We start from the raw sequence: 8,255 nt of genomic DNA, 5'->3' as shown, positions 1-8,255 counted from the left end.
AACAATACGTGAAAAAATCGTTATGGATGTTATTGTGAAAGTGTTACAAGTTCAACAACATCGTGTAAGTTCAACGAGAATTATACCAACTTTTGATACTGGTCTTGAATGTTAAATTGTACACACAATTTAATATAAACGAAACTATGTGATTATCTCCTCAATCATAATGAGTTGAGGGAATTTTTTATGTAACGAAATGAAAAACGTATGCAAATGTAGGAGTGGGATTTCTTATTTGCTGCACAAAGCTAAACGAGTGCTTTTGGAAAGATTAACGCTTTATTTTATTGGGTGCCACCCATATTTTAGCGAAAATATATGCTAAGTAAATTTTGACATAAAAAGAGCCTTATTTTCTTAGAGTAGAAAATAAGGCTCTTTTTTATTAAGTTTTAATTGAAATCTTTTATGTATAGTCTGAAAGCATTTATTGCACCTACAAGGAATACAATCGCTTGGAATAATATTTAAGAACTGACGGAAATATTGGACATCATTGTCAACTATTGAAATAAACAAACCAGTCATAAGCAATTGGGTAGTAAACATACTAGAAATGACTTAAATATATGGAATTTGTTCTTTCGTCTGGTTTACCAAACTTCTTTCCCACAAAAATAGAACCAGCAAAGAACCAATATAAATCAATGTCGTAATTCCTACAAAAACATTAAAATTTACTACGCTTTCAAGCATCCATCTGTCTAATACATCAATCATTGTTATCTTCCTCTCCTACATATGGAAATATTTCATTAATATCTACTTCAAAAAAATTTGCAATTCTATAGGCTAACACTAAAGAGGGTGAGTAATTATTCTTTTCCATAACAAAAATAGTTTGTTTGGAGACGCCAACTGCATCTGCCAGATCCTTTTGAGACATCCTCTTTAACACCCTAAACTCATATACCTTGTTTACGATTGAATCCCCAATTATGGTTTGTATTTATATTTAATAACTAACATTTACTTTCTTATCAAAAAAAGAAGCATTAAACCTTTTTTTAGTAAGTGTAGATACCGATTTACAACACCAAGGAAGTTCCACCCCATAAAAAAAAGCCGATTTCCTCTCAAGGTATCAACTTTTTTTATTTATTCATCTTCAATTAAAGCCCGCGTTAGTTGAAGATGAAAAGTGAATCTTATTCACAACATCTCTCCCGATTGCTGAATAAGATTTTTTCAACATATTCTTAAGAACTTTGCTCCGGTATAAAAAACGTTGGAGCGTAATCTACATTTTTAAGCCATATATGCTCTTGACCATTTAAAGCATTTTTCACCCATCACCTTTAGTTTGCTCTGCCATCTTTCGAAACCAAGTAAGGTAAGGTCCAACAACTTGAGGATCTTCGTCAAGTTCATTCTTCCCTGGAAATGAGATTTGTTTTTGCTCTCCTGTTCTTATGTTTATAGCATAAAGTGACGTGAACATAGTTGGCACAGGTCCTTCTTTCCACTCCTTGTTTTCTTTTGCACGAGCTACAATTACAAAATCTTTAGAGTACCATTCCAGATCAAGGTCTACAAACCTTTAGGTGTGTATTCTTTTTGCTGTTTAAATATTGGGATTTCGGCAATCGTCATTCTCTTGTTTTCAACGAAAAATCTTCCTTCTCCTGAAATATAAGCCAATTGATTGGCAGTAGGAGCCCACTTAAACCAGTCTTTAAACTCTAACATTTTTCCCATTGCTTGAAAGTGTTTTCCTTGTGATGATAATACACTTAATGTATTACTGTCCATGGACCAAGAAGCTGTAGGGACAACTAAAAAGCTAACCCACTTCCCATCAGAACTCCACTTAAAATAATTGGCATCAATTCCAAACAAATCAGGTTCTTTAGTTTGAATCGTATAAAAAGCCTTTATTTTATCTTTAGCAAGATTTGCATCTACTGGAATTCTATAAAGTGGGATTGGACTCCATCCTGTGGGAAGTAAGTTGGATTGTGAGGAAACAATAAATTCTTTCCCGTTCGGAAACCATTCAAAACCACTAACGCCTAATGAGACATTTTCAAATCCTTGCGGCCGGCCATTCTTTATTTTTGTCACATTTAATAGACCTTGATCATTGTAGGCCAACTGATTTTTGTTCGGGGACCATTTAAAGTCAGATGTTACGACCCTTACGTAAGGTTGGTAGCTTTCTTTTTCCTTTGTATCATAAATGAATAAATCCGATTTTTCTCCCTTTTCATCACCATCAATAAATCCAATGAAACGACCGTCATACGACCATTTCGGAGTATACACATATCGGTTCTTCGTAAGTTGTATTTCTTGACCACTCTTTTTGAGCCATAACTGATGATCACGGATAAATAAAGCTGTTAGTGGGGCTTCTGCACTTGCTATCGACGAAAAATGAGAACAGACGAGAGTGAGTAGTAATAAAATCCGAATTCTCACGTCAATCCTCTACTAAAAAGATTATTTAACAAATCATATTTTGCCCAGATTAATAACAACTATCCTTATTCAACAATATGGCCCGATTGTTGACCACAAGTTAAACAACACTCTGCAAATAACCTGCTCCGTTAGTAAACAAGAAAAAAGAGCTCCATTGCAACTCGATAAACTTCCACTAAAGTCCACGTTTGTTTATTCACCGCTTATTCTTTATTTAATCATTTGCAATCCATTTTACTACACCTAAAAAATTATCTGCTATATAGTTCGGCTCAACTTCTTGCCAATGCTTCATTATACATGTTGTTGAGTAAACGCCTTTTTTTTATAACTTCATATACGTCTCTAATTAATGAGCTATAAAGCATAATAATATTATTTTTAATTGGGCAGACTAACTTTAAAAATTAGGAGGAAAATTTGTGATTAAGCAAAAATTACTCGCAGTGTCTACTTTCATATTATTTTGTACTTTTGTATCTCAATCAGCTGCAACATCTGCAAATAAGTATGCGTATGAAATAAGTAGAAAGGATCTTTTAGAAGAGGCACTCTTGTATCAATTCGCTGAATATTTCAATGAAATAACGGGTGGTAAGGCATATGGTTGTCAAAAAATACTAAACATTAAGCGGATTGAAGAATCTAGTAATAGACATGAAATTACTGCACAGTTGCTTACCTATGAAGGAGCGCATAATCCGCCGAATGACTTATATGTAATACGTTTTAGCGTTGAACCACCTGGAGAAGGAGAAGCTATTGAAAAGGCGAAGTTTAAAATAATTAAGGTCGACAAAACTAAAAATATACCAGAAGAGGAGATATTAAAAATATGCAAAAAAAAAACAAAATGAGGTCACTTTGATGACTTTTGGGACAGCCCCTGGTGATATATTTTTGGCAACTGTCGACCATATATGCAATTTTCATCGTTAATTTTTATTATTTATATAGATTAAATAATTCAGTTTTCCCATCCCATTTTACCGTCACTTTAACAACTTCGATTTTGGAATATAAATTTACATTCCCACCAAGTCCTTTGGTAGAAAGAGTACCTTTTTCTCCAACGGGAGAACCGATTGAAGTACCTGCTAATAGACTAAACATTGCAAGTCCACCTGCACTTGTTTCATATGTGCATGAAACTTGTCCTACAGAATCAACATCTTTCCCTTTATATTTTAAATTGCCTTCAGTGGTTATTCCTCCCTCTAACAAATCAGTTGAAAAAGAAGCCACCCAATTTTCACTTTCACCATGGAAACTAACAACATTGGTAGGCTTTAATTCTTGAGCAGAAACGGGTAAGCCCATAATCAATATAGAACATAAAAGTAAAAAAAATGTTGCATTAAATTTTTTCACATTTTTCCCTCCTTGTAATTATTAATTGATTCTTAATATAATCATAATCCTGATTTTAATGTATACTTTATTAGTTATGAAACAGCATTATTGTTATTCAAAGCCTATTTTCTCTTGGCGTTGAAGAAACCAACTTACATTTCGCTTTTTACTTAAAATGGTTTTATGTAAAAAAGTGGGAAATTATGTGTATCAGAAGTACAGCGATTCAGGAGAACTTTTTGAGATGCTATGCAGCAACTGATCCAGCTGTTATCTAACTTAATTAAATTACGAACCACTTGATGTACAATCGTCTCTGGTCCGCAACAAAAGGATCCTCTACTAAAACCCCCCGTCCTTTACTCTTCTAAATGTATCTATTCTTTAAGCATTTTATCCAACATCTCCGTTTTAACTCGGTTTGAACGAAACGGTTGCGAGTACAATGAAAATCATATTTTACATACCTTATAACCAAAGAAGACTTTACTAATGCTCGTAAAATGGATTCTCCCCAACAGACTATCTCAATAGTCTTGACAACCACAGACTACCATAGTAGTATTAGTTTGTGGACTATTGCAATAGTCCACTTAAGAAAAGGAGCATGCGCGTATGCAAGTTAAATTGTTTGATTCGGAATTACAAGTCATGAATATTTTATGGGAAGAAGGTGATTTGACAGCTAAACAGCTCACACAAATGTTAAACGAACGAATAGGTTGGAATAAAAACACCACCTATACAGTCATAAAAAAATGTATAAAAAAAGAGGCCATTGAAAGAATTGAACCTAACTTTATCTGTCATCCAATCATCAGAAAAGAACAGATACAAGAACAAGAAACGACGGAATTGATTGATAAAATATTTAATGGTTCTAAATCTTTACTATTCGCATCCTTACTAGACAAGAAAAAAATGTCTGCGAGTGAGATTGATAAATTAAAGCAAATTGTTAAAGATTTTGAGTGAGGAATTATGATATGAGTATTCTCAACATGAGTGTAGACGCATCTCTCCTCCTCATCATTGTGCTATTGATGAGGATGTTAGTAAGAAATAAAGTGCCAAAGCAAACATTTTTAATTCTTTGGGGAATCGTTGCATTTAAACTACTCATCCCCTACTCTTTTTATTCAAAGTTGAACATACAGCCTATGCTGAAAAACTTCTTTGTCACGTTCACTCACTCAAATGATTCGGAAAGTATGCACAATTCAATCGAAATCGCACAAACATCAAACACGTTCTATCATCAGCTTTTGCTTGTGATGACAAGCGATTTCGTTCAGTACCTTTGGACATGTGGGGGTATCGGGGTTCTGCTATTCTTTATAGTGGCCTATGTTAGATTTTATAAAGAATTTCAAACAGCCATCCCAGTGAAGAAAAATGAGTATCTCGATCAATGGCTAAACGATCATAAGTTAAAAAGAACGATTCAAATTGCAGTATCAGATAGAATTACTACCCCTTTAACATATGGAATCTTTAAACCAGTCATCTTATTGCCGAAATCAACAAATTGGGAAGACGCTGCAAGTATTCAGTTTATTCTCACGCATGAATTAATTCATATTAAACGTTTTGACGTATTGTGGAAAGTAATTTTAACTATTATGGTAGCTTTGCATTGGTTTAATCCATTAGTTTGGCTTATGTATTTTTTAGTAAACAGAGACATTGAATTGTCTTGCGACGAAAGGGTTATTAGACAGTTTGGAGATAAGGCAAAGTCAGCATATGCACTATCTCTCATCAATATGGCAGATGAAACCTATACGGTTACGCCGCTTTGTAATCATTTTAGTAAAAACGGGATTGAAGAAAGGATAGTGTCCATTATGACCTTAAAGAAAAAGTCGGTTTTAGGAACAGCATTAGCATGTACATTAGTCATTGGAGGGATGACCGTCTTTGCAGCAACTGGCCAAGAGCCACCAACGCTGAAAGAAGGCAAAGAACGAAATCCAGTTATTGTTACTGGAGCATCAAACAGTACGACGGAACCACATGTAATCTCATCAAATAAAGACAAAGAACGAAATCCAGTTATTGTTACTAATTCATCAAATAGTACGACGGAACCACATGTAATCTCATCAAATAAAGGCAAAGAACGAAATCCAGTTATTGTTACTGATTCATCAAATAGTACGACGGAACCACGTGTAATCGCAACAAATGAAAAATAAATAAATTACTCCAAAGACTAGTCCTGAAATCCAGGACTAGTTTTTTCATTGGATGCTGTACAGTAGTATTCAAATTACTGGGAGAATCAACACTATAACATTAAACAATTTCACATAAACTTCAGATAACTCCGTATAAACTGTCACCATCTTTATATTAATATGACGTATCTTCCTGCCAATATAAAGCATACTATTGTCAATTATAAAAAAAGAAAAAAAGGGTGAAAACATGGAATATAAAATGTCTCCTACCAAAGATATTAACAACACTGTTTTCAATAAAATGAAAAAACCAGTCATACTCATCACTGTAGACTCTCTTATGAGTCAGTCCATCCAAAAAGTCATTCAAGAAAGAAGAGCCCCTGCCTTTTCATTTTTAATAGAAAACGGACAATTTTACCCAGAAGTAATTAGCTCTTATCCTACAATGTCCGTTGCTATTGACAGTACTTTGTTGACTGGTACCTATGCTGATCAACATAAAATTCCAGGCCTTATTTGGTTTAAGAAAGATGAAAATCGCATTATAAGCTATGGGAGCGGCATAAGCGAAATCTGGAACCTTGGAGTTAAAAATGTTGCACTCGATGGTATTGTTAATCTAAACAAAGAGCATTTGAGCAAAAATGTTCAGACCATTCATGAAGAACTCTCAAAGGATAACATTCAATCTGGATCTATCAATGGCCTTTTATATCGTGGAAGTTTTCACCACCAATTAAATGTTCCAAAACTAATTTCAGCAATGGGACTTCTACCAAATGAAATAGATATCAACGGACCATCATTACTTTCATTGGGAACATTATCTCAATATGATTCCAAAAATGGTCGTCATAAGTTTGCGTGGAAAAGTATGGGCTTTAATAATCAATTTACCGTTAACGAGCTAAGATTCTTAATTAAACATAATAAATTACCTTCATTTACTCTCGCCTATTTACCAGATGCAGACAAATTTTTACATATAAACGGCCCAGAGGATATAGATCCAATTGAAAAAGCAGATCAATATCTTCAAGTGCTACTAAATTCTTATCCTACTTGGGAGGAAGCAATTGAACAGACAATTTGGATTGTACATGGGGATAGTGCCCAATCTAAGATTATTAAAGATAAGAACACTTCGCTAATCGATTTAAATGATGTGTTAAAAGACTATACTTTTTGGGAACGAAAGAAGAATGGCGAAATTGCAATCGCGATTAACGAGAGAATGGCGTACATTAACTTAATTAAAGAAAACATCGAAATTTCAAAAATAATAGAGACATTAAAAAAAGATGACCGAATTGGTATTATTGCATGGAAAGAGGAAGAAACAAACTATGTTATTTCTCCACAATCCGATAAGAATTTTACATTTTCACCAAATGGTCCTTATAAAGATCTGTATAATCAATCATGGAAGTTAGATGGTGATCATTCCATTTTAAATTTGGCGATCGATAATCAAAGGCTTATCAAATATGGCGATTATCCAGATGCGCTCGCAAGACTTAATGGTGCCCTACATTCACATGAAGGTCAATTTATTATTGTAGATGCCAAGCCACACTTTGAATTCATAGAAAAACATAGTCATAACCATGCTGGTGGAGGAGCACATGGTTCTTTACACAAAATCGATTCCCTTGTTCCTCTCATAATCGCTGGTACTCGTGAAAAACCTGAATACAATAGACTCGTTGACATTAAAAAATGGATTATAAAATTAACAAAGTGACTCCCCTACTTTAGACATTATAGAGGTAGCGTCACATGCCCATCAAGTTAATAATTTGAAGTATCCCCAAAACGAAAATTTTATCTCTCCATAGTTCTCTATGGGAATTCAACTCATTTTTTTCGTTTTGGGGAACAATGAATTTCTAAACTTGACTTGATGGCGATGGGGTAAGTCCAACATCCATGTTTGTTCATGTTCTTGTTACACGGTCTACCTGAAGGGGATAATATCAATTCGATCTTAGGATTGAAATCGTTTTATACAAAGCGATGAGAATAATTAAAGAGCACAGATATTCCAAGGGGAGAAGCCTGTCAAAAAAATAACTAAAGTTAATGGGTCAACTCTTCGATCTCACCGCATAGTATGAAATTCCGTTAATGATCTACACTTCTATTTTTAATCTACTTTTTTGCACCGATAACTTTAACATCATCAAATAACACCCTGGATGTTCCACCTGATGTTAGAATCCCAACATGAGTTCTACCAAGATTACGTTTTGTAATAAAATCTAGTTTCAGTTCTCGATACCCTGCTCC

At 34.1% G+C, this 8,255-nt stretch carries 6 protein-coding genes and 2 pseudogenes; 4 read left to right on the top strand and 4 right to left on the bottom strand.

The window, feature by feature from the left end:
• Positions 1-395 precede the first annotated feature (395 nt).
• The 3 genes and pseudogenes from ACQKMD_RS21255 to ACQKMD_RS21245 form a co-directional block, all read right to left on the bottom strand.
• Positions 396-723, bottom strand: a pseudogene (locus tag ACQKMD_RS21255) (6-aminohexanoate hydrolase).
• On the bottom strand, positions 716-952 hold the full coding sequence (locus tag ACQKMD_RS21250) for a helix-turn-helix transcriptional regulator (protein WP_427754509.1): 237 nt from the start codon (positions 950-952) through the stop codon (positions 716-718). The pseudogene ACQKMD_RS21255 and the gene ACQKMD_RS21250 overlap by 8 nt, the downstream one beginning before the upstream one ends.
• 250 nt (positions 953-1,202) lie before the next feature.
• A pseudogene (locus ACQKMD_RS21245) lies at positions 1,203-2,424 on the bottom strand (TolB family protein).
• Between the two features lie 425 nt (positions 2,425-2,849).
• Between ACQKMD_RS21245 and ACQKMD_RS21240 the strand changes: the two are divergent.
• Positions 2,850-3,284: a DUF3888 domain-containing protein gene (locus tag ACQKMD_RS21240; RefSeq protein ID WP_427754507.1), complete on the top strand. Its 435-nt coding sequence runs from the start codon at positions 2,850-2,852 to the stop codon at positions 3,282-3,284.
• Between the two features lie 88 nt (positions 3,285-3,372).
• Here ACQKMD_RS21240 and ACQKMD_RS21235 read toward each other — a convergent pair whose 3' ends face one another.
• Positions 3,373-3,798 (bottom strand): hypothetical protein, encoded by a 426-nt coding sequence (locus ACQKMD_RS21235; protein ID WP_427754506.1) that lies wholly within the window; start codon positions 3,796-3,798, stop codon positions 3,373-3,375.
• 597 nt (positions 3,799-4,395) lie between these two features.
• Here ACQKMD_RS21235 and ACQKMD_RS21230 point away from each other — a divergent pair.
• The 3 genes from ACQKMD_RS21230 (at position 4,396) to ACQKMD_RS21220 (ending at position 7,710) form a co-directional block, all read left to right on the top strand.
• The gene (locus ACQKMD_RS21230; RefSeq protein WP_201186646.1) at positions 4,396-4,755 is read left to right on the top strand and encodes a BlaI/MecI/CopY family transcriptional regulator; all 360 of its coding nucleotides are present in this window, start codon (positions 4,396-4,398) and stop codon (positions 4,753-4,755) included.
• An 11-nt stretch (positions 4,756-4,766) separates the two neighbouring features.
• Positions 4,767-5,978 (top strand): M56 family metallopeptidase, encoded by a 1,212-nt coding sequence (locus tag ACQKMD_RS21225; protein WP_427754505.1) that lies wholly within the window; start codon positions 4,767-4,769, stop codon positions 5,976-5,978.
• 232 nt (positions 5,979-6,210) lie between these two features.
• On the top strand, positions 6,211-7,710 hold the full coding sequence (locus tag ACQKMD_RS21220; RefSeq protein ID WP_427754503.1) for an alkaline phosphatase family protein: 1,500 nt from the start codon (positions 6,211-6,213) through the stop codon (positions 7,708-7,710).
• Positions 7,711-8,255: the final 545 nt, after the last annotated feature.

It is taken from the genome of Viridibacillus sp. NPDC096237 (genome assembly GCF_050278625.1).
Classification (GTDB): Bacteria; Bacillota; Bacilli; order Bacillales_A; family Planococcaceae; genus Viridibacillus.
Note: the sequence above shows the minus strand (reverse complement) of the source record. Positions and strands in the feature narration are given on the sequence as shown.

Excerpts from the sequence above, each read along its gene's own strand:
- ACQKMD_RS21230 (WP_201186646.1), top strand. The coding sequence starts at position 4,396 with ATGCAAGTTAAATTGTTTGATTCGGAATTACAAGTCATGAATATTTTA.
- ACQKMD_RS21225 (WP_427754505.1), top strand. The coding sequence starts at position 4,767 with ATGAGTATTCTCAACATGAGTGTAGACGCATCTCTCCTCCTCATCATT.
- ACQKMD_RS21220 (WP_427754503.1), top strand. The coding sequence starts at position 6,211 with ATGGAATATAAAATGTCTCCTACCAAAGATATTAACAACACTGTTTTC.